General features: G+C 65.0%; 16 protein-coding genes, 2 tRNA genes and 1 pseudogene. 12 read left to right on the top strand and 7 right to left on the bottom strand.

What is annotated here, in order from left to right:
- The first annotated feature begins 247 nt into the window (after positions 1-247).
- The 5 genes from VIM54_RS04045 (at position 248) to VIM54_RS04025 (ending at position 4894) form a co-directional block, all read left to right on the top strand.
- On the top strand, positions 248-1777 hold the full coding sequence (locus VIM54_RS04045) for an ABC transporter permease subunit (RefSeq protein WP_331899351.1): 1530 nt from the start codon (positions 248-250) through the stop codon (positions 1775-1777).
- A 1-nt stretch (position 1778) separates the two neighbouring features.
- The gene (locus VIM54_RS04040) at positions 1779-2714 is read left to right on the top strand and encodes a sugar ABC transporter permease (protein ID WP_331899350.1); all 936 of its coding nucleotides are present in this window, start codon (positions 1779-1781) and stop codon (positions 2712-2714) included.
- 45 nt (positions 2715-2759) lie between these two features.
- Complete coding sequence (locus VIM54_RS04035; RefSeq protein WP_331899349.1) at positions 2760-4640, top strand: glycoside hydrolase family 13 protein; 1881 nt, start codon at positions 2760-2762, stop codon at positions 4638-4640.
- Positions 4641-4720: 80 nt separating this feature from the next.
- Positions 4721-4792: transfer RNA gene (locus VIM54_RS04030), tRNA-Thr, on the top strand.
- Positions 4793-4820: 28 nt separating this feature from the next.
- Positions 4821-4894, top strand: a tRNA-Met gene (locus VIM54_RS04025).
- 79 nt (positions 4895-4973) lie between these two features.
- Here VIM54_RS04025 and VIM54_RS15900 read toward each other — a convergent pair.
- The 4 genes from VIM54_RS15900 to VIM54_RS04010 all read right to left on the bottom strand — a co-directional run bounded on the left by VIM54_RS15900 (position 4974) and on the right by VIM54_RS04010 (position 8593).
- A complete protein-coding gene (locus VIM54_RS15900; protein ID WP_414673163.1) occupies positions 4974-5408 on the bottom strand; it encodes a tyrosine-type recombinase/integrase in 435 nt (144 codons plus the stop codon).
- A gap of 73 nt (positions 5409-5481) precedes the next feature.
- A complete protein-coding gene (locus VIM54_RS04020) occupies positions 5482-7734 on the bottom strand; it encodes a beta-L-arabinofuranosidase domain-containing protein (RefSeq protein ID WP_331899347.1) in 2253 nt (750 codons plus the stop codon).
- A complete protein-coding gene (locus VIM54_RS15895) occupies positions 7731-8054 on the bottom strand; it encodes a hypothetical protein (RefSeq protein WP_414673162.1) in 324 nt (107 codons plus the stop codon). Before VIM54_RS15895 ends, VIM54_RS04020 begins: the two co-directional genes overlap by 4 nt.
- 305 nt (positions 8055-8359) lie before the next feature.
- A complete protein-coding gene (locus tag VIM54_RS04010) occupies positions 8360-8593 on the bottom strand; it encodes a hypothetical protein (RefSeq protein WP_331899345.1) in 234 nt (77 codons plus the stop codon).
- Between VIM54_RS04010 and VIM54_RS04005 the strand changes: the two genes are divergently transcribed.
- The 5 genes and pseudogenes from VIM54_RS04005 (at position 8586) to VIM54_RS03990 (ending at position 15520) form a co-directional block, all read left to right on the top strand.
- On the top strand, positions 8586-10607 hold the full coding sequence (locus VIM54_RS04005) for a glycoside hydrolase family 31 protein (protein ID WP_331899343.1): 2022 nt from the start codon (positions 8586-8588) through the stop codon (positions 10605-10607). The genes VIM54_RS04010 and VIM54_RS04005 overlap by 8 nt on opposite strands.
- 404 nt (positions 10608-11011) lie before the next feature.
- The gene (locus VIM54_RS04000; protein ID WP_331899341.1) at positions 11012-13081 is read left to right on the top strand and encodes a sigma-70 family RNA polymerase sigma factor; all 2070 of its coding nucleotides are present in this window, start codon (positions 11012-11014) and stop codon (positions 13079-13081) included.
- Between the two features lie 168 nt (positions 13082-13249).
- Positions 13250-14773 carry a collagen-binding domain-containing protein gene (locus tag VIM54_RS03995; protein WP_331899339.1) on the top strand — a complete coding sequence of 508 codons (1524 nt, stop codon included), beginning with the start codon at positions 13250-13252 and terminating at the stop codon, positions 14771-14773.
- A gap of 196 nt (positions 14774-14969) precedes the next feature.
- A pseudogene (locus tag VIM54_RS15890) lies at positions 14970-15203 on the top strand (ATP-binding protein); the annotation flags it as partial.
- Complete coding sequence (locus VIM54_RS03990) at positions 15101-15520, top strand: hypothetical protein (protein WP_414673165.1); 420 nt, start codon at positions 15101-15103, stop codon at positions 15518-15520. The pseudogene VIM54_RS15890 and the gene VIM54_RS03990, both read left to right, overlap by 103 nt.
- 51 nt (positions 15521-15571) lie before the next feature.
- Here the strand turns inward: VIM54_RS03990 and VIM54_RS03985 are convergent, their stop codons facing one another.
- Complete coding sequence (locus tag VIM54_RS03985) at positions 15572-17281, bottom strand: CBM35 domain-containing protein (RefSeq protein ID WP_331899335.1); 1710 nt, start codon at positions 17279-17281, stop codon at positions 15572-15574.
- 180 nt (positions 17282-17461) lie between these two features.
- Here VIM54_RS03985 and VIM54_RS15855 point away from each other — a divergent pair, with 180 nt between their 5' ends.
- Positions 17462-17710: a helix-turn-helix domain-containing protein gene (locus tag VIM54_RS15855; RefSeq protein WP_349257502.1), complete on the top strand. Its 249-nt coding sequence runs from the start codon at positions 17462-17464 to the stop codon at positions 17708-17710.
- Positions 17711-17969: 259 nt separating this feature from the next.
- Here VIM54_RS15855 and VIM54_RS03980 read toward each other — a convergent pair whose 3' ends face one another.
- Both VIM54_RS03980 and VIM54_RS03975 read right to left on the bottom strand, forming a co-directional pair.
- On the bottom strand, positions 17970-19016 hold the full coding sequence (locus VIM54_RS03980) for a medium chain dehydrogenase/reductase family protein (protein WP_331899334.1): 1047 nt from the start codon (positions 19014-19016) through the stop codon (positions 17970-17972).
- Positions 19017-19136: 120 nt separating this feature from the next.
- Positions 19137-19751, bottom strand: a complete 615-nt coding sequence (locus tag VIM54_RS03975) for a TetR/AcrR family transcriptional regulator (RefSeq protein ID WP_331899333.1) — start codon at positions 19749-19751, stop codon at positions 19137-19139.
- A 205-nt stretch (positions 19752-19956) separates the two neighbouring features.
- Between VIM54_RS03975 and VIM54_RS03970 the strand changes: the two genes are divergently transcribed.
- Positions 19957-20793 (top strand): ZIP family metal transporter, encoded by an 837-nt coding sequence (locus VIM54_RS03970; RefSeq protein WP_331899332.1) that lies wholly within the window; start codon positions 19957-19959, stop codon positions 20791-20793.
- Positions 20794-20890 lie beyond the last annotated feature (97 nt).

Genomic DNA, 20890 nt, shown 5'->3' with positions numbered 1-20890 from the left:
CGTACGCACCGGTCCCGAGCCCGGGCCCCGGCGGCAGCCGATCTCGGCGCCCCTCACGTCTTTCGAACCCCAGTCTCACGAGCCGTATCGGCTCAACCGTTCCGCGCAGCATTCGAGCCGCCGGTTATCGCAGCACCGAGGAGTACCCCACACCATGGCCGCAGAGGGAAAGGGCCGAGCGGTGACGCTCGAGCCGAAGTCGCGCAGGACGTCAAGCACCCCGGGTGCGGATCGCCCGAGGAGCGAGATGGCTGCCCTGCTCGTGAAGATCGCCCTGCTCGGAATCCTCGACGCGCTCGCGGTCTACGCGGTCTTCATCCTCGTCGGCCTGCACCAGTGGGTGGCCGTGGTGGTCACGGTGCTCATCACCGGACTGATCAACTGGATCTACCTTGGCAGGGGCAAGCGGCTGCCGGCCAAGTACCTCACTCCCGGCGTGATCTTCCTGGTGGTCTTCCAGGTCTTCGTAGTGCTGTTCAGCGGCTACATCGCCTTCACGAACTACAGCGACGGCCACAACAGCACCAAAGAGGATGCCGTCAACAGCATCATCCAGGTCGCCGAGAAGCGGGTGGCCGATTCGCCCGCCTACCAGCTCAGTGTGCTCGAGAGCGGAGGCACTTACTCCTTCCTCCTGACCGACCCGAAAGGCGAGGTCACAATCGGCTCGGCCGACCAGCCGCTCAGGCCGGCACCCGACGCGAAGCTCGATTCGACCGGCAAGGCGGTGGGGCTCGACGGCTACACGACCCTCAACCTCTCCCAGATCCTCGCCAACCAGGCCGCCATCACCGCGGTGCGGGTGCCGCTCTCCGACGACCCGAGCGCCGGGGCGCTGCGAACCGACGATGCCAACGCGGCCTATGTCTACCGGTCCAACCTCACCTATGACGCGAAGGCGGACACCTTCACCGACGCCGACGGGGTGGTCTACGTCAACTCCGGCAAGGGATCCTTCGCCACCGCCGACGGCTCGAAGACGCTCAGCCCCGGCTGGAAGGTCGATGTGGGCATCGCAAACTTCGTGAAGGCGTTCACCAACGAACAGATCAGCGGACCGCTCTGGCGGGTGATCGTCTGGACCTTCGCCTTCGCGATCCTGTCGGTGCTGGCCACCTTCGCGCTCGGTCTCTTCCTCGCGATCGTGCTCAACCATCCGACCCTCAGGGGCAAGAAGTTCTACCGGGTGCTGGTGATCCTGCCGTACGCGTTCCCCGCCTTCCTCTCCGGGCTGGTGTGGGCCGGCCTGCTGAACCCCCAATTCGGATTCGTCAACCAGGTGATCTTCGGCGGGGCGGACATCCCGTGGCTGACCGACCCCTGGCTCGCGCGGTTCAGCGTGATCCTGGTCAACCTCTGGCTGGGCTACCCGTACATGTTCCTGGTCTGCACGGGCGCCCTGCAGTCGCTGCCGGAGGAACTCGACGAGGCGGCCCGGGTGGACGGGGCGAGCCCGTGGCGGGCGTTCCGGTCGATCAAGCTCCCGCTGCTGCTGGTGTCGGTCGCGCCTCTGCTCATTGCGTCGTTCGCGTTCAACTTCAACAACTTCAACGTGATCTACATGCTCACGAGGGGGTGGCCCCGCTTCACGGACACGACATTCGACATCGGATCGACCGACCTGCTGATCACCATGGTCTACAAGGTGGCCTTCGGGCAGGGCGGTGCGCGCGACTACGGGCTCGCGAGCGCCCTGTCGATTCTCATCTTCCTGCTCGTCGCGATGGTCTCGATCATCGCGTTCAGACGCACCAAGGCACTCGAGGAGATCAACTGAGATGGTTGTCATCGACCCCAGCATCACCACGCCGGAACTCGTGAGGGCGTCGCGGGCTCCCGCGACGCCGGTCAAGCGTCCGTTCAACTTCGGACGCTGGTTTCGCGACACGGGCTGGCGCCACCTCGTGGCCGTGGTCATGGTGATCTTCGCCGTGTTCCCGCTGCTCTACGTGCTCAGCGCCTCGTTCAACCCCGGCGGCTCCCTCGTCGGCTCGAACGCGCTCTTCACCAGGATCGACCTGCAGAACTACGTGAAGCTGTTCACCAACCCCGACCAGCCGTTCGCCCTGTGGTTTCTCAACACCATCGTCATCGGCGCGGTCACCTCGGTCTGCACGGTGTTCCTGGGGGCGCTGGCGGCGTATGCCTTCTCGAGAATGCGTTTCCGTGGGCGCCGTGCCGGGCTGCTCTCCCTCATGCTGATCCAGATGTTCCCCCAGTACCTCGCTGTCGTGGCGATCTTCCTGCTGCTGTCCGCCATCTCCGACGTGTTCCCCATCCTCGGCCTCGGCAGCCAGCTCGGCCTGATCCTCGCCTACCTCGGCGGCGCGCTCGGCGTCAACACGTACCTGATGTACGGGTTCTTCAGCACGGTGCCCGTGTCGATCGACGAGGCGGCGAAATTGGATGGCGCGAGCCATGTGCAGATCTTCTTTACGATCATCCTGCGGCTCGTCGCGCCCATCCTCGCGGTGGTCGGCCTGCTCTCGTTCATCGCCACGACCGGCGAGTACGTGATCGCGAGCATCGTGCTCACCGACCCCAACACGCAGACTCTCGCCGTCGGCCTCTACTCGTTCGTCTCGCAGGCGTTCTCCAACAACTGGAGCATTTTCGCGGCCGGGGCAGTCCTCGCGGCGATCCCGGTGATGGCGGTGTTCCTCGCGCTGCAGAAGTACATCGTGGGCGGGCTGACTGCCGGATCGGTGAAGTAGGAGAAGTAGGACACACGCCGTGTCACTGGGCAGTATTCTCGAGAAATGTCGTCCCACTTCGCCCTGACGCCCCATCATGACGGATCGGCGCTCTACGTTTCCACGCCGGCGCCAGCGCTCGGTGACACGGTGCGGGTGCGGGTGCGGGTGCCGGAGTCCTTCGGGCCGGTGCTCGCCGTGCACACGAGGTCCAACCCCGACCGCGAGCCGCGATATGCGGTGGCCACGCCCGTCGCCAACGTCGATGGCTGGGAGTGGTGGGAGGCGGAGCTCCAGGTCGAGAATCCGGTGCACGGCTACCGATTCCTGCTGAGCCTCGCCGACGGCAGCAACGTCTGGCTCAACGCGACAGGGTTGCACCGCATCGAGACGCTCGACTCCGAGGACTTCCGCATCGTCGCCTACCCGGCGGCGCCCGAATGGGCCGCCAATGCGGTGATGTACCAGATCTTCCCCGACCGGTTCGCCCGCTCGGCCGCGGCGGATGCCCGCCAGCCACCCGAGTGGGCGGTGCCCGCCGCGTGGTCGGACGAGGTCGTCAACGTAGGGCCGGGTACCGCGCGCCAGTTCTACGGCGGAGACCTCGCCGGCATCGCCGAGCACCTCGACCATCTGGTGCGGCTCGGCGTGAACCTGATCTATCTCACCCCGGTGTTCCCGGCCCAGTCGAACCACCGCTACGACGCGCAGTCCTTCGCCCGGGTCGACCCGCTGCTCGGCGGGGACGAGGCCCTCGCGGCGCTCGTCGCCGCGGCCCATGAGCGCGGGCTGCGCGTGATCGGCGACCTCACCTCCAACCACAGCGGCGACGCGCACGAGTGGTTCCGCGCATCCCACCGCACCCCCGGCGCCCCGGAGAGCGAGTTCTACTACTGGCTCGACCAGGCCCAGGAGCGCTACGTGTCGTGGCTCGGCGTGCCGAGCCTGCCCAAGTTCAACTGGAACTCCGACGAGTTGCGCCGCCGCTTCATCGACGGCGAGGGATCGGTTGTCGCGAAGTGGCTGAAGCCGCCGTACAGCCTCGACGGGTGGCGCATCGACGTCTCCAACATGACGGGGCGCTACCTCGACGAGGACCTCAACGAGGTGGTGCGCCGCACCGCCCGCCGCACGATGGTGGAGGCCAATCCAGACACGATCCTGCTCGGCGAGTCAACGAACGATGCGGCGAGCGACTTTCCGGGCGACGCCTGGCACGGGGCGATGACCTACGCCAACTTCACCCGGCCGGTGTGGGGCTGGCTGTCGGAATCGGGCAGGCCGGCTCCTGGCGGAATCGGGATGGCGCTCGGCACCATCCCGTCGTACAGCGGAGAGGAGGTGTACGCCGCCCACGTTCGGTTCACTGCGGCGTTCCCCTGGCGGGTGCGCCTCCACAACATGAATGCGCTCGACACCCACGACACCCCGCGGTTCCTCACCCACGCCCGGCCGGGCACGGTGCCCGTGGCGTTCGGGCTCGCCGTGACGCTGCCGGGCATCCCCGTGGTCTTCGCCGGAGACGAGTTCGGCCTCACCGGCTCAGACGGCGAACACTCGCGCACCCCCATCCCGTGGGACTCCGTGGGCGCCGCAGAGCCGATCATCGACCTGTACTCGCGGCTCATCCACCTGCGCACTGCGCACCCGGCTCTGAACACCGGCGGCATCCGCTGGCTCCACGCCGGGGCGGACGTGCTCGTGTTCGTGCGCGAATCCATCGAGGAGAGCGTGCTCGTCGTCGCCGCTCGAGGCGACTTCTCGGTGACCCTCGACCCCCACGCGTTCGCCGGCAACCCGGTGACCCTGTTCGGCGAGGTGGGTGCGGTGCGGTTGTCGCACGGATGGACGCTGAGCGGCTCGGGGCCGACGTTCGGAGCCTTCGCCCTGCCCGGCATCGCCCTGCCGGACTTCGCCGAGCCGGGGGCAGTGCTCGCCCTCGAATGACCGCGTGCGGGCGGCGCCCTCGCGGGTGCTATTCTCGAACGGTGCCAAAACGGCTTCGGGGTGACTCGGCTGCCAGTTTTGCCCCCTTAGCTCATTGGTAGAGCACTTCCTTGGTAAGGAAGAGGTAGTGGGTCCGATTCCCACAGGGGGCTCTCGCAGCCCGTCATCGGGAGGCGTCCCGGCGGGGTAGCTCAGGTGGTTAGAGCACACGGCTCATAATCGTGGTGTCGCGGGTTCGAGTCCCGCCCTCGCTACAACTTGTCAATGTCTTACTGGGATTTTTGAGTGTGAACAGCTCAGCTTGGGTGCTAACCCCGCATAAACCCCGCACTTTCAAATGCTGGTCGCGGTAGGTCCAGTGGCGAGCACGTCATTTATTGCCGCCGCCGCTCTGATTCCTCCGGTGTTCTTGGCCATGTAAACGTCCTGCGTAAGGCTCGGATTCTCATGGCCCAGGTACTCGGTTATTTCCCTCGCCGTGAGTCCAGCCTGATCCAACAGTGTCGCAACCGTCTTGCGAAAACTGTGGGTCGTCACGCCAGGGAGTCCAAGGCGGTCCCTTGCATCTGCCCAATCGCGAGAGGTATTCCTGGGATCCCGAATGTCTCCCAAAACCGTCGGAAAGACGAGTGAACTCCGGTTGTCCGGTGCTCGGCGCTGCAATAGTTCGACTAGCGAGGCCGGAAGCGAAATCGATCGAACTCCGGCCTGAGTCTTTGGGTGTGAGGTTTCTGAGGGGTTTGACCTGACGGACTTACCGCGAATCAACGCGCTGGGCTAGACAGTAGCTGTGGCTCTGCCGCACGACTTACGTGATCGCCGACACGCCCCGAGAGAGGGATTATTCACGCAGAATGCGTATTTCGTGAAGGCGATCGGTTGGGAAGCCAGCCCAAGGTCGGAAGCCAATTATCGTTCGGTCTTTATCGGGCCTGTCCGCTAGCGCGACCTCAATGACCTCGGGCAGACTGCCGGATTCGACACCCCGTCGATCAATCGTTGACACGACCCGTCCGTCTACAGTCACGGCATAGTGCGCGTCTCGCTCGGGTAGGAGTTCGAGCCGGAGCCTCGCCCTCAGCATCAGCCAGTCGCTCAGCTCGATCTGCATGAGTGTCGACGATCGTCGCCACGAGAGTCCATCGTCCCGGCCGTGCTCGCTGCTCGCCCCGCGGAACGAGTGGTCGGCCTCCGGCTGTTGTTCACCGAACGTCGCGACGTCGATGGTCTGCGCGTCGAGAGTGAGTGCCCGGGCGTCCTCGGCACGAAGCAATTCGCGGCGCTCGCCAGGCCCACCTTCATCGAGCGGCCAGTACAACTGGTAGCGAGTGTCGTGTAGGTCGCTGAAGGGCAGCAGCGTGATCGGACCGTGGTCACTCTGCAGGACGAATGTCAGGGTTTGGGCATCGACGAGGTCGATGGCCAGCGCCGCTTCACCGGAGATGATCGGGAGGTTCGCCACGGGCTGCAGTGGCCAACGGGCAATGTGCCCCACCCGCCCGCTGTCGGCGACAAATCCGTCGAGCACGTCCCCCGCCACGGCAGACGCCAACACGATCGGGCCGAACATGACGGCCCCCCAACCGGAGCCGTCCGGTAGTAGTTCAAGGTGCGGCTTCATCGGGAGCCGATATTCGACTTCGTCGCCGTCACGCCACTCACGGTCGATCTCAACGCGACTGTTGTTCATGGCTGTAGCGACCGGCTCCCTGTTGACGGTCGCTGCAGGAGCTTCGGCCAGCCATGATGGAACCCGCAGCAACAGACGAGCACGCCGCGGCGCATCCAACTCGAATCGCAGCCGCGTGCTCGATTCATACGGGAATGTCGTTGACTGGTGGACGCGCCCACCGATGGCTGGCCACTCGACCGTCGAATCTATAAAAAGTTCGACCGCGAGAGCATCGCCCTCTATCGCGTATGCCATTGCACCGTGTCTGGCGTTCGCCTCGATCCCCGTGCCGACGCAGCACCAAAAGTGCTGCTCTGGAGATGAGTAGAGCCGGTAGTGGCCGGGCCGCTGCGAGGTGAAGTACACGAGTCCGCCGTGTTTGGGATGCTGGGCGGAGAGCACGTGGTTGAAAAGGGCGCGCTCCACAAACTCGACATACTGCGGGTCACCGGTCGATTCGAAGAGAAGGCCCGCAAGTCGAACCATGTTGTAGGTGTTACATGACTCCGGTCCCTCTCGATCGCGGAGCATCGGGGAGAAATCATCGGGCGAATGGAAATGCTCCCGCACGCTGTTCCCGCCGATTGCGACCGAGTGGTGGTCGACAACCGTCGACCAGAAGAATGAGGCGGCAATCGCGAACTCATCTTCGCCGGACGCGTCGGCGACTCGCTGGTAGCCGATAGCCTTGGGGATCTGCGTATTGGCGTGCAGGCCGGCGAGACGGTCTTTACGCACCGCGAGTGGCTCAAAGATCAGCCGATGCGTGAAGCGCCGTGCCATCGCGAGAAAGTCATCCCGTCCCGTGAGTTGGGCAAGCAGTGCGAAGGTCTCGTTCATGCCGCCGAACTCAACGGAGAGCATCGCCTCGAAGGCTTCATCGTCGAGCCCTTGAGCAATTCCGATCCACCAGTCGCCCAGGTGCACGGCAACGTCGAGGGCTTCGGGGATCTGCGCATACGTGTAAGCGTCAATGAGCCCCGCGAACGTTTTGTGCAGGTTGTACCAGGGCACCCAGCGGTTCTCGATTGTGAAGATCTCAGGCCGGATGTCTCCCGTAGCCACCTCCGCCCACAGTTCAGCAGAGTTGAGAACACCGCCAACGTATCCTGACTCGTTGGCTTGCTGGCACTCCGCAAGGCCCGTGACCATGCGTTGCGCGAGAGTCCGGAACTCTTTTCGACCCGTTGACACCCACATGAGCGACACTGCGGAAAGGTAGTGACCGCCGGTGTGCCCGTCGAGGCCGATACTCTCCCAGTTGCCGTAGTTCTCGGCTCGCCGCTCAAGCCCAGCCTCATGGCGAAACGGAGCGAGAAGTCGCTCCGGATCCATCGCCAGCAGATACCGCGCATTGAGGTCTTGCGCACGCCGGAATGCGCCACCGTCGAGGCGGACGCTACTCAGTGGCGCGAACTTCATGCCGGAATCCTGGCCTCTCTCACGCCCGCGCCAGCTCGGCTTCCGCGCGTCAGCACGGTCACCTCGCGAACGACAACGGGCCCGCCCCATGCGTCCAGCTCGGGATTTGCGATCGGGTTGTAGTCCGAAATTCCGGCGCGAGGTTCGTACCACTGGATGTCGACGACGACAGTGTCCCAGCCGTATTCGAGAAGATGCTCCGCCACGAACTCGGCGTTGTCGATCACTTCGGCTTCGGTCACGCTGCTGCCGAAGCAGTCCCAGCTGTTACAGCTCATCGGTGGCGTCTGGGCAAGTGATGAATTGTGCTCGATCGTCATCCCTTGATGCTTCCTCCGACGAGCCCGCTTACGATGTGCTTCTGCAGAGCAATGAAGAAGATCACGACGGGTACGAGGGCGATGACGCTGACGGTCATGAACATGGGCCAGTCGGTACTGAACGGTCCCACCGCGGCGGTACCCCCGCGTTCCGTCGGCGGAACCACCGCCACCGGCATAGCCGGCCATGGCGACCATCGCAGTAACGGCCGAGGCCGCTACTGCGACCGTACGCCACACGTGTCGGGCGGGTTTCTTGAGGAGCGTCATTGCTGCCTTCCTTGGGTCCTGGTGCAGGGTATTTGTTATGGCGCGTCCGTGACGGCCACTCTTCCTGTATCGATCCAAGGAACGATCGCCAACGTGTGGCGATAGACAACATCACCGTTGACGATCGGCTCGATATCCGGCTTGAGCGTGTTAATCGTTACATGTTTTTTCAGGGGGGCAGCACACTGTGTTGCCGTGCCGGACAAAGGATGTATCGTTACAGTCGCTCCACTCGGAAAGTCGTCGCCGAAAGGATCGACAATGGTCATCGTTGCCCAAGGGCCCTCACATGTTGTGCTGCGCTGGCGTGACCAAACTCTTCGGCTCGAAGCCTGGGGAGCAAACGCGGTCAGAGTTCGCGTTCATCTTGGCCGCGAGCCTCAGACGCCCCCTTCCGCGCTGCTTGAGGAAGTAGCGCCGCCAGCATCCGGAGTCGAGATCACCGAATCCGCCTCTGGTGGTTTGGTATTCCGTAACGCTGGCCTTGTCGTCGACATACAAGAGGGATGGAGCGGTCCCCGTCTCGCGTTCCGCCGCCCAGACGGCACCGAATTGCTTTCGGAAGCTGAAGGCAGCTATCCGCCAGGAACAGCTCGCCGGTTTAGTCCGCTCGGTGGAGGTCGATATCGGATCGACCAACGGTTCACCGCATACACAGATGAAAAGCTGTTCGGCCTTGGCCAGCACCCGCACGGTTCGTTCGACAACAAGCACACTGTGACCGAACTACACCAGTGGAATGGGGCCGTCACAATCCCCTTCATGCTCTCATCCCGGGGCTACGGTTTCCTCTGGAACAACCCCGCGCTGGGCCACCTTGAACTTGCGGCGAACGGCACGCGCTGGGTTGCGGACGCGAGTCGCCTGATCGACTACTGGATCGTCGCCGGCGACTCGCCCGCCCAGATTTTGTCGGCATACGCCGACGCCACCGGCCACTCGCCCGAGCTGCCCGAATGGGCCAGCGGCTACTGGCAGTCCAAGCTTCGATACGAGACCCAGGAAGAACTTCTTCAGGTCGCCCGCGAATACCACCGTCGCGGGCTACCTCTCTCCGTTATTGTGGCCGACTACTTCCATTGGACTCATCTCGGCGACTTCCGCTTCGACCCCGAGGCCTGGCCGGACCCCGCCGCGATGGTGGAAGAACTGAACGCCTACGGCACCAAACTCGTCGTCTCCGTCTGGCCGTCTCTGAACCCATTCAGCGATCACTTCGACCAGATGCTCGACCGCGGATACCTGATACGCAGCGAATTGGGAATGCCGACGCATCACCTGTTCCCGGACTGGGACTTTGGGGGTCGGATGCAGGGAGTCAGCTTCTACGACCCGACTGATCCAGACGCGCGCCTGTATGTCTGGGACCAGGTAAGAGAGGGCTATGCAAGCCTCGGCATCAATGGTTGGTGGCTTGACGCTTCCGAGCCAGAAATCTCTGGCGAGAACGTACCCAACCTGCGTCTCACGGCCGGCCCAGGCGATGAGGTCATCAACGTGTTCCCGCGCGAGCACTCGCGCACGTTCTTTGAAGGCATGAAGCGAGACGGCACCGAAGGCGACGGGATAATCCTCACCCGCTCGGCATGGGCGGGCAGCCAACGATACGGCGTGGTCCTGTGGTCCGGAGACATCCACACTAATTGGGAAACGCTCAATCGCCAGGTACGCGCCGGGCTCAATGTCGCCATGTCAGGCATCCCGTGGTGGACCACCGACATCGGCGGATTCAATGGCGGCGACCCGACCGACCCCGACTATCGCGAACTGTATGTGCGGTGGTTCCAGTACGGCGCGTTCTCCCCCATCTTCCGCGCGCATGGTCATCGCGAACCACGAGGAGAGTTCGTCGTGGGCCACACCGGCGGGCCCAATGAGATATGGGCCTACGGTCCCGAGGTGGAGCCGATCTTAGAGGCGCACATTCGCTTGCGGGAAAGACTGCGGCCCTACCTTCACTCGCAATTTAGGACCGCCGCCGAAACAGGCCTGCCAATCATGCGACCTGTCTTACTCGAATTCCCGCTCGATGATCAGGCATGGCTCGTCGACGACGCGTTCCTGCTGGGTCCCGATCTCTTGGTTGCTCCTGTCCTGCAGGCGGGGGCGCGTGAGCGCACGGTCTACTTCCCTGCAGGCGCCGACTGGACCGACGTTGCGACCGGCGAACGCTACTCCGGTGGGACGTCCCACACTGTCGCGGCTCCCATCGAGCGCATCCCGCTCTTCACTCGCGACGACGCTCACCTACCGATCACTGCTCCGGAAGCCCAAGCTCAATGAACCAGCGCACGCCGCCGGCGCCCTTTCCTTAGCGAGCTGTACTTGGGCGGCGGTTGCTTTCTTCGAGCGCCCCTTCCGTTCTCGGACGTAGGGGTTGAGTCCCTCTCGATCGCGTCGCCGCAGTGTTGCGTCGCCGTCCCCGCTGTCCCGTGGGCCTGACATCAAAGTGGTCACACCTTGTTTGTTGGTTGAGAAGCTCCACCACTCAGCGGGACGTGACCAGGTGATACCCCGACCGCCGACGATTCGATACGACGAGCTGCACGTGTTGCGAGGGTGGCGCGCTCGCCGTTGGCCTTGGAGATTCGGTGCTGTCCCGAGACCGGGTGCAAGAATTTTGACCGTTTGAGGTCATAATTCAGGTCGGGGCGGATACGTCTAGTGAGGAAAGCGAACATAGCCGTATGAAAAGCGACACCTCGAAGAGGGCTCCCGCCTCGTCAGCTTCGACCGAATCGGATGACGAGTTGCTTGTGCGCGCCCGAAATGGCGACACGAACGCCTTTGGCGAACTGTGGCGTCGGCACTCGGGGGTGGGCAAAGCGGTCGCCCGCAACATCACCGCGACGGCCGATCCCGACGACGTCGTTTCTGAGGCATTCGCCCGGATCCTCTCCACGATGAGTCGTGGTGGCGGTCCGGTCTCCGGTTTTCGCCCGTACCTCATCACCACGATCAGAAATGTCGCTCGCCGCTGGGCCGAGAAGCCGCGGGACTCCAATGTCGAGAATATGGATGAGCTCGAGGACGAGAAGACCCTCGACGACCCGGCCCTGGCGGCGCTCGACCGATCCCTCAGTCTGCAGGCGTTTCGGACTCTTCCGGAGCGTTGGCAAACCGTGCTCTGGTACAGCGAGGTCGAGGGCATGGACCCTCATGAGATCGCGCCGTTTCTCGGGATGACGGCCAACGCGACCGCGGCGCTCGCCTACCGAGCGAGAGCCGGATTGCGCGTCGCCTGGATTCAGGCACATGTGAACGACGAATCGTCGTCGCCGGAGTGCCGGTGGACCATCGAGCATCTGGGCCAATTCGTGGCGAAGCGGCTGGGCCGGCGGGATCGGGAGCGAGTAGAGAGTCATCTCGAGAGCTGTAACAAATGCCCGATCGTCGTCTCTGAACTGGACAGTGTTGGCTCCCATCTGGCGCTCGTTCTGCTCCCGCTGATCGCCGGAGTGACCGTCGGAGCGGGGCTTCTGGCGTCGCTCAGGATCGCCGCACACACCCAGGCCGCCGCGTCGCCATCCCTGCAGCCGAGCCAATTCGTCAACACGTCCGGGGCGACGAAAGTGCGCACGAGCAACACGCTGGTCATCTCGGGGGTCGTCGCCGGGGCGATCGTCGTCGGACTGGCGTCCACGGCCGTCGTGATGGTGATGGGGCAGTCGAACAGTGCGCCTGTTGCCCACCCGGCGGCTGCCGCCACCCCGGATGCGCACCCCTCCGACAGCGCCACCACGGCACCGCAAGCCACCACCACGCCGACCCCGCCCGTGAATCCTCCGCCTCCGCCACAGCCACAGCCACAGCCACAGCCACAGCCGCAGCAGGGCACAGGGGGCCGCAGCACGAAGGTCACGAGCCCTTCCACGAAGGTCACGACCCCTTCCACAGCCGTCACGACCCCTTCCACGGCCGTCACGGCGCCGACGGTGGCGACGGATGCGCCGATCGTGCTCTCGCCGGCGTCCGGCCTGCTGACCAACAGCGGTTCGCCCGTGATCTCGGGAACAGGAACTCCGGCCGCCACGGTGTCTATCGCGGAGGGCGGCGCGGTGAGTGCCGTGACTACGGTGGACTCATCCGGCCATTGGTCCGTTGCTGTGCCACTGCCCGACGGCGTTCACACGCTCTCGGTGGCGCAACGAATCGCGCCGAAGACTAGTTCGACATCCATCGACGTGACGATAACCGTCGATACCGTGGCGCCGATCGCGCCCACGATCCTGGGCACGATCGACAACTACTCTCTCCTGCCGTTCACCATCAACGGCCACGCCGAACCCGGTGCAACGGTCACGATCTACGACGACCTGTCGGTATTGTTGGCGACGGTCACGGCGGACTCCGCCGGCTCGTGGGCCTCGGGGGTATTGACCGGGCTCTCCCCAACGGTTTCCACGCTCACCGTCTATCAAGCGGATGCCGCCGGCAATCGGTCCGTGGCAACCGTCATCGGCCCGATCGCGATGCAATCGACCATCCAATCGCCGTCAGAAAACCAACTGTTCACCTCGGGAACCAGTATTCCGATCACGGTCGGTGGATGGCCGGGGGCAACGCTGCAGGTTACCCTCGACGGTGCCGTGGTCACGTTCAACGGTGTCGACGTCGTCACACTCGACGGGGCGGGAAGCACCTCACTCGTGGCGTTGGGGCTGGCAGATGGTTCCCACAGCATCGGATTCCGGTATGTCGATGGCGGTCGGGCGTCGACGGCCGAAGCCGTCGCACACTTCACGGTCGCCCCGTAGGGCCGGTGCGGGCAGAGGATTCCGTCGACGGACCTCGCTCGAAAAGAATCTTTCACAAGTCGCGTCATGATCCGCGCGATCTGGGATCTACCTCCTCGGAACGCATTTCTGACGCAATTCCCCTCACCCAACGGGATTGCGTGAACCCTCACCCGAAAGGTACTACCCGTGAAATTCCGCGCTCGCTTAACCGTCATACCCATTGCCGCCGTTGCGGCCGTCGGCGTATTCGCCCTGGCGAACCCTTTCTCCGCATCGGCGGTGGGCGCCGCGGCGAACCCCCTCTCGCCTCTCGCCGGCTTCACCGTCGTCGTTCAGGGCGATTCGAGCCTCGGCAATCAAGAAATCGAAGGATCGGTCGCCGTTGGCGGCGATCTGACCCTGACCAAGAACTACAGCTTCATCCACAGTTCCGGCCTGACCCCGACGAACTACGACCTGCCCGTGATCGGCGGAGATCCCACACGGCTCCTCATCGGAGGCCAATTCGACACCACCGCGTCCGTCGGGGTTTCGGAGCTGAGCTCCAGGGGATACGTTCGCGCGAATCAGCTGGGCTACCTGAAGATCGGCGACACCAGCAATCTCGCTCTCAACCCGCGCGGTAACCAGGGCTTGGGTGTGTGGGCGAGTGCCGTGGGAACCACCGCGGGCACGGAGCCGGCCCTCTACGTGACCGACACCGTCGCGGAGCCGCAATCTTCTGTCGCGGCGACCGGCGCCTTTGCGAGCGAATTCAGCGGTGCATTTGCGACGCTGACCGCCACCGGGGCCAGCCTGCGCAACCTGGCCACCTGCACGGCAGCCCACGAGACGGTGTTGACCCCCGGTTCGGATGCGGGTCAGCGCACGATCGCCCTCGTGGCCGGAGTGACCAACTACATCAGCCTCTCCGCCGCCGACCTCGCCTTCAACGAGATCGTTTTCGTCGGCGCCCAGCCGAGCAGCGACACCCCCGTGATCTTCAACATCACAGGATCGCCGGACACCATCACGATTCCGCGCTTCGCCGCAGCCAACTCGACCTCCGCGACGTCACCGAACACGATCGCACCCTATGTGCTCTGGAACCTCAGCGGCGTCACCGACCCGATTACCATCCACGGCGACAAGATCAGCGGGAGCATCCTCGCCCCCACGAGCGCCGTAACCCTGGATGCGTCGAGCCCGCTCGAGGGCCAGTTGGCTGCCAACACGTTGACGACCGCGGGCGGCGAAATCCACCACTACGCGTTCAACGCCACCGTTGCCTGCCTGACCGGCTCCACCGTGACCACGACGCCGACGGACACCGTGACGCCTACCGTCACCGCGCCCCCCGCGCCCCCCACGACGCCGACGGACACCGTGACGCCTACCGTCACCGCGCCCCCCGCGAACCCTGCAACTCCTACCGTGACGCCGACGGATGGCGCCACAACGACCACGACAGGAAGCACGTCAAGTGGCTCTGACGGGAGCGTGACGGTGTCGACGACCGAGCAGCCCCCGACGACCGAGCAGCTCCCGACGCTGGCTTTAACCGAAAGCGACGTGACCGCGCTCGCATTCACCGGAGCGAACGCCACGGCTACCGTCATGACGGGCGCAGTGCTGCTTGGTCTTGGCGTGCTGGCGCTTCTGGCAACAATGGTCCGTAGACGGCGGAGCGCACGCGGTGCCGAGGCATCCGTCGGCAACGATTCCCTCTGAATTTGCTGATCCGATTTCAGCTTCAAAGATCGACGTCATGATCGTGTTGACGTGGTGTCTCTTTGACTAGGAAGATCGGTCTTGTCTGGGTACAGGTTTACGCCCTATCCGTCGCGCCACACGCGTTAATCCTGACTTCATCCCCGAAGGAGAATCGCGTGCAGGGACTTGAGCAGCGCATCAGTTGTCGTAATTGGTGGTATCGACACAACGCCATGCGTTCTTCGAAGGTGCGGCTCAGGTGACTGGGCTGGTCGGTCGCGACTCCGAGATCCAGACCATATCGAAGCACCTGCCGCCGCGCTCCGGCATCGGCGGAATCGTCATATCCGGTCCGGTCGGAATCGGAAAGACGGCCGTGCTCGACGCGGTTCAATCGGCTGCGCAGGGCGCCACCGTTATTCGCCATCACGGGGTCATCGGCGGCAGAGTCTGGCCGTACGCCGCAGTGCAACGGTCGCGATCGAGCGTGGACCTCTCGTCATCGCGCTCGAATCGAACGATCTCGCGGGCGGGCGCGTCGTGTCGGATGCACGCCTCGACGCGTCGGCTCCCATCACGGCTACCGAGCACGGAGCCAGGGTCTCGATCATCGGCGCCACAGTCCCCAAGTCGGCTTGGCCGTACGCGCTTGAGGAGACGAGCGGTGCAGCAGATCACGACGGCGTCGAGCTGATCCCGTACTTCACCTGGGCAAATCGGGGACCGTCGACCATGCGGGTGTGGCTACCCGTCCAGCAGCAATAGAGCGCGAAGAAGGGGCGGGAACCTCGAGGTTCCCCCTTCATTTGTATCCCGCTACGAGACCGTGATCGAGTCGATCTCGGCGTAGCCCGTACCGCCAGCGAATCCGGGCGAGCCCTTCGCGAGCCGGATCACGTTGTAGCCGGCCTTGAGGGTCAGCGTCTTCGAGACCACATTGGTCGCGCTGAACACGCCCCAGCTGCCCGTGACCGGGTACGAGATCGTGCTCCACGCGCTGCCGTTGTAGGCGAGGCCCTGGGTGGATGCCGCGGTCCCGCCGTTCGCGTAGCGCACCTTCATCGTGTACGTGCCCGCGGTGGGAACGTTCACGCGGAAGTCGACGAAGCTGTCGGTGCGCGCGTCGCCCGTTCCATCGATCTGGCCGACATAGCCACCCTGCGATGCGCTCGTCGACAACAGCCGATTGGCGTTGACGACCGTCGCGTTCTCTGCCTCATAGACCTGCTGGTAGCTCGTGGTCGGGCCAGCAGCCGGGGTGACGACGAGCTGGTACGCACCCAGGTAGTCCTCGCTCGTGATCGGCACCGTGATGGCACCATTCGTGATCGTGTAGGTCGCGGTGCTCACCACGGTTGGCGCGGTCACGTTGGTCATGCGGCCAGAGTCCGGCGTGTAGTTGAGTGTGACCTTCGCACTCGTGCCGAAGCTGCCGAGCCCCTTGACCGTCACCGCGTTGTTGCCGGCCTGGCCACCGAACACGACGTTGACGATCTGCCGCGTCGAGTCGTAGGACGCGATGCCGTCCTGGTAGCCAGCGGGGGTGACGGTGACCATGTTGCCGGCCATATCGCCGTACCACTTGTACATCCAGTAGGTGCCGGTCGGCATGTTGTTGTACAGCAGGCCATTGACCGTGCCTGACTCGTACCAGTAGGCGCGCTCGGCGTCATGCACCCCCGACCGCTCGAAGTTCGCGATCCAGTGCAGGGATGCGCTGGGCACATCGACATAGTTGGTCGGCGCGTACTCGTTGATCGAAATCGGAAGCGGGCCGATGCCGAGTGAGGATTCCAGCGCGCGATAGGCCGTCACATTCGTCTGGATGCTGGTCCAGCTGCTGCCGAGCTCGTGCCAACTGATGACGTTGGGCAGTGTTCCCGCGGCCTTGGCGTCGGTCAGGAAGTTTCGCATAAGCGTCGCGTTGTAGACCGACGTGCTCGGGCCAACGATGGGCGTCACGGTATCGATCGCGCGCACGGCGTTGAACGTGCGCGTCCATCCCGCGTCGTAGCTGCCCGCGTTGGTCGTGTCCCAGGTCCAGTCGGGCTCGTTCCAGAGCTCCCAGCCATTGATGTTGGTCGTGGTGGTCGCCGCGAGGCGGGCGTTCACCATGGTGCTGACTTTGCCAAGCCAGTCGGTCCAGCTCACCCACTTGTATGGGAAGTCCGGGTAGATGTCTGGCATGCGCACGTACTCTTGCGCTCCGGCTCCAATCGCGAGCGGCGCGACCTTCAGGGCGTCGCCCGTCGGGGTCGTGGCGCCGTTGCCCAGCTGCTGGACCCCGGGCGCTGGCTGGGTCAGCTGGTTGAGGCCGAGCGGTGGCAGCTGCGCCGCAGTCGGTGTGGTGGCGGTCGCCAACGCGTACAGTCCACCGGATGCCACGTGCGTGACTGTGCGCAGAACCGAGCTCGCATCGACCACGAGCGTGGTGTCTGCTGCCGAGGCGGTTCCGGCTCCCGAGAGGGTGGCCGCCGCCAGTAGGGCGCCGGCGGCGAGGCCGGCGATGAGGTGTTTCTTCTTCACTTGTGCTCCTTTGCATTGGGTGAAACGATTCGTCTACGTCACTATATCGAACCGGTTCGACGATACGCCAACAGTCAGTCACTTGGGAAGGGTCTTGGTTGGGGGTGTGGCCCTCGTTGGATGCGCAGGCTAGATTCGAATCCCGCAGGGCCGGCTGCTTTCACATGAACGGGATCCTCAATCCGTTCCATTGCCCAGGTGCTTCACCGGTCGCCATCGACGATCAGCCGGGAGGTGCGCCGCAACGGCACGAAGGCCGGCACATGCGAGCCTTATGCCTCGCACCGCGCCGCCGCTGAACGCCGACCCCGCCGAACAACTCGGGATCAGCCCACAGCGCTACGAACGCGAGCGCATGTCGGTGGCGAACCAGCTGCTCGATCTCACCAACCGACCGGTCTCCAGCATCGCCAGGGAGGTCGGCTGTGACGATCCGCACTATCTTCTCGCAACGCTTCCGGCGCTTCGCGGGAGTGAGCCCGAGAGCAGGGTGACCGATCCGATGCCCAGGGACACCCCGGCCGTCGCGGTGGTGGTCGCTCCGGAGACCTCCGGCGACCTTCGGAGTCCTCCGGCGCCGACGCGGTCAGGTAGACCACCGACAGCTCACCGCTGGCGGCCCCGGTGCATGCCCGTCCAGGAGGGGTGGTCGGTGCAAACCGGGAATGCTCCCGAACGGGTGCTCCGGTCACGGAATCAGGATGACCTTGCCGCGTACCGTGCGCGACTCGGCGAGGGTGAGCGCGGCGCTCGCCTCGGCGAGAGGGAATCGCGCGGCGATGTTGGCGGTGATGGTGCCGTCGCCGAGGAGCGCGAAGACGCGACCGAGGTCCTCCACCAGGTGGGCGCGAAAGCGCGCCGGGCGAAGGCGGTGCCCCGCCCAGAGGTCGTAGAAGGCGGCGCTGCGCCGGTTCGGCAGCACGTTCCACAGGGCGACCTGGGCGAGCGCCTTCACGAACGGCATGACCATGCCGCCGGCATTGTTCAGCTCGGAGGCAATGGCGTAGCAGACCAGGACGCCGGTGGGAGCGAGCATGCGATATGACGCATACATCATGGCTCCGCCCACGTTGTCGAAGGCCGCATCCACTCCTCCCGGCGCGAGCTCCAGAACCCGCTCGACGATCCGCGGATCGTTGTAGTCGACCGGCTCGACACCCGCGGCGCGGAGGGCGTCGTGGTGGCGCGGCGATGCGGTGCCGATGACGCGCACTCCGGCGAGTTGGGCGAGCTGGATCAGGATGCCACCCACGCCGCCATTGGCTCCGTGCAGCAGGATCGTCTGCCCGGCCTTCACCCCCGCGGTGCGGTGCAGCATCTGCCACGCGGTGAGTCCATTCACCACCACGGTCTCCGCCTCGGCCGGGTCTATGCCGGGTGGCACCGGGATGCTGTCGCGGGCGGCGACGATCGCGTGGCTGGCCCAGCCGCCGGTCTTCGTGATGGTGGCCACCCGAGTGCCGGGCAGGGCCGGGTCGCCGCCGGGACCCACCTCGAGCACGGCGCCGACGAGGTCGTAGCCCGGCACGAAGGGGAACGCCGGCTGGCCGAAGTAGCGGCCGCGGCGCATCGCTTGCTCGGCGAAGGAGATGCCGGTCGCCTCCACGGCGACGAGCAACTCGCCCGCTTCGGGTGCGGGGAGCAGGCGGCTCTCGACGCGGAGTCCGTCGGGCTCCACCAGCCCCGGCAGAACGACTTCGACGGCGGTGATCGCGGTGGGTGTTGAGCTGCTCATTTTCTTGCCTTTCGATGGATGGATGGGTGAATTTGCAGGTGACTGACTGAACAGTCACTTTCGAACGCCTGCGAAAGGGCGGGCCCTCCCGCGCGGGATGAGGGCCGGATCAGCCCCGGATCAGCCCCGGGTCGGGCCCGGATCGGCGGGGATCGATGCCTCGTCCGGGTGCTGGATGCCGTCGCTGAGCGTGTGCGCCCAGGTCTCGTCGATCGAGGCGAGGTCCGCCTGCACGATCAGGTGGCAGAGCTGGCCGTAGGCGATGAAACGCTGCACGCTCGGGGCGTCGGCTCCCGAGGCATCCGTCACGGCCGTCACGAGTTCCGCGAGCCCGCGCTGCACGGCGGCGCGGATCTCGGGAACGTCGCACGCGCTCTGGGCGTGCACCTGCAGCATGATGAGGTCGCGATCCCGGATGAGGTCCACATACGCGTCGGACATCGCCGCGAGGATCTCCTCGGGGGTGGTGCCGTCAGTGGCCTCCGCGCTGGCGACCAGTCCCACGCGTACGCGCTCGTAGCAGTGCTGGACGGCGGCCACGAAGAGGGCGAGCTTGCCCGGGAACAGCCGGAAGACGTAGGCGGGCGAGACCCCGGCGGCCTCCGCGACCTGCGCTACCGGGGTCGCGTGGTAGCCGGCGTGCGCGAACACTCGCACGGCGCGGGAGACGATCTTCGAGCGCTGGGCCTCGGCGGTCGAACGCGACTTCGTCTCGGCGTGGGTGGTGGTTGGCATGTAACTGATTGAACAGTCACAACCCGGAAATGTCAAGCGTAGTGCGAACGGCCTGCGCTCCCGGCTCGCCGAGAGAGGCGACCCCAGAAGCCCCGAAGACTGGCCCGCGCGGCGACGTGGCCGCGAGTTTTGCCTTCTGGCCCCGAGTATGGTTAGGCTCGCCTAATCCAGCCGATTGGGCTGGCGTCGAAAGAGCACGCAGACCATGAGCCTCGTAAACTTCCTGATTCTCGGGGCGATCGCCGGTTTCACGATCTTCCTCGGCCTGCCCATCGGTCGGCTTCGATCGAAGTCCCTGCGTCTCATGTCGCTCCTGAACGCGATCACCATCGGCGTGCTCGTGTTCCTGCTCTGGGACGTGTTCTCCCACGCGCTCGAACCCATCGACGCGGTGCTTGCGGATGCCACGGCAGGCACGTCGGCATCCTGGCTGCCCTCGATCGGCCTCGTGCTGGTCTTCTTCGCGTCGGTCGCCGTCGGCCTCCTGAGCCTCGTGGCGTACGACCGTTGGGTGGCACGCCGGGCCGAGGCCGGCAGCCTGGCGGCGGTCTCGGGCAGTGCCCCGGGAATCCTGCGGCTCGGTGAGGCGCCCAGCAGGCTCGCCTTCCTGATCGCCGTGGGCATCGGCCTGCACAACTTCTCCGAGGGCCTCGCGATTGGGCAGTCGGCCGCGAACGGTCAGATCAGCCTCGCCGTCGTGCTGGTGATCGGGTTCGGCCTGCACAATGCGACCGAGGGGTTCGGCATCACCGCGCCGCTCGCCGGTCAGGGCGTTCGGCCGTCCTGGGGCCAGCTGGCAATCCTCGGTGTGATCGGTGGAGCTCCGACGGTGGTCGGCACGCTACTGGGAAGCGTGTTCGTCAATGATGTCGTCTCGATGGTGTTCCTGGCTCTCGCGAGTGGATCGATCCTGTACGTGATCGTTCAGCTGCTCGGAGTCGCCAGGAGGTTCGGCCTCGGCTACAGCCTGTACGTGGGGATGCTGATCGGCCTGTTCGCCGGATTCGCCACCGACTTCGTGGTCACCGCCGCCGGGGTCTGAGCCACGATCCCCCTGACGCCGCATCCATCGCGATCCAGTCGCTGAGCCTCGCCACGGGAGGTCCGGGCATCACCCTGCAGACCACCCTGCAGACCAC

The organism is Lacisediminihabitans sp. (assembly GCF_036569425.1).
In the GTDB taxonomy this organism is placed as follows: domain Bacteria; phylum Actinomycetota; class Actinomycetes; order Actinomycetales; family Microbacteriaceae; genus Lacisediminihabitans.
This window is presented reverse-complemented; position numbering and strand designations above follow the sequence as displayed.